We start from the raw sequence: 1493 nt of genomic DNA on the forward strand, positions 1-1493 counted from the left end.
ATGAGAAAGGTAGCATCAAAATATGGCTTTTTTGTGTTTTTAAATTTTTAATATGTTTTTGTTACAGGGGATTATTATGAAAAAAGTATATGCCAAATTAGCGGGTAGCAAAATGAGATTTTTTCGTCTTTTTTATAAGGCGTCTTTTGTTAAGATGCTTTCCTTATCTTCAATAGTTGCACTTTTGTCGAGTGTTTCTCCCGTGTATTCAAAAACGGTTGCTTCAAAAGAAGCATTTCTCATAAGTGCGAAAAGCCCTGCTGTAGCTTTTCCGCAAAGAGTTATCTCTATCTATGATTACTATAATGACGATACTAGCGATCAGGAAAACTATGTAACAGCACTGAAAGTGGTGGGGAACACTCTAGCAGCGAATGCTGTTAGTGACTATGCTCATTTTCTGACCACGGCCTTTTCGAGGAAAAACAATGATAATGCTGTCGTAAATATTTTGACAGCATACGACAATGGGCTATCGAAAAATAAGCCTAGTGCAGAGGAGCAATATAAGCGATCTCTCACCAGCCAGCAGTTTTCTATTCCTGATAATTCTATATCTCAACGGCTTGCTCAAAACAATGATGAAGCAACGCTTGTTGGTAGAGCAGTTAATAATGCTGGTAGAGTAGTTAACATTCAGAGTAGAGACATTAATCAAGGCTGGTATGGTCTGACAGATAGGGCTACTGTCTGGATGGGTCAGAACATTGACAGTTCAGGCGATCGTGCTGTTATTTTAGGGGTAGGTGCTAAATATAACATTCTAAGAGGACGGATGAGAACCGGGGCTGTTATTATTGGTGGTCTTGCAAAAGTGGAAGAGGTAGGCTACGCTATTGCTATTGGTTATGAGGCACATGCAACAGAAGAGTCCTCTATGGCTCTAGGTTATGGTGCAGTTGTAAGTAAAGAGAACGCTGTTGCTCTAGGTGCTGCTTCTAAGGCTAATGTTGCTGCTGGTATTAGTGGGTATAATCCTAAAATAAATGCTGCTGTGAAGGAAGGTAATCATGTATGGAAAAGTACTCTGGGTGCAGTTAGTATTGGTGATGTTGCTGATAAAAAAACTCGGCAGATTGTAGGAGTGGCGGCTGGTAGTGCAGATACAGATGCAGTGAATGTTGCACAGCTAAAAGCGCTACGAACAGCTGTAGATAAAGGCTGGAAGTTATCTGTTGATGGTAAACATTCTATAGATGTTGGCATGGGTGAAGAAATAGATTTTTCAGCTGGTAGTAGCAATTTCACGATTACAAAAGGTGATAAAAACAGTAATATAAAATTCGATCTAGCTAAGGACCTTGTGCTAGATAGCGTAAAAGCGGGAAGCGGTACCTTAGATGCCACAGGCTTAGTGATTAAAGATGGCCCCAAGATACTTACCACAGGTATTGAAGTTGGAAATAAAAAGATCACAGGAGTGGCAAAGGGTACAGGTGCCAATGATGCCGTTAATTTTTCACAGCTGGAGGAGATTAAAGAACAAGTAGCAT

Annotated in this window: 1 pseudogene; it reads left to right on the forward strand. The window is 40.1% G+C overall.

Annotation, left to right across the window (positions count from 1 at the left end):
• Positions 1 to 76: 76 nt before the first annotated feature.
• A pseudogene (locus MCO_RS10960) lies at positions 77 to 1493 on the forward strand (hypothetical protein); the annotation flags it as partial.

This window comes from Bartonella sp. DB5-6 (assembly GCF_000278115.1).
In the GTDB taxonomy this organism is placed as follows: Bacteria; Pseudomonadota; Alphaproteobacteria; order Rhizobiales; family Rhizobiaceae; genus Bartonella; species Bartonella refiksaydamii.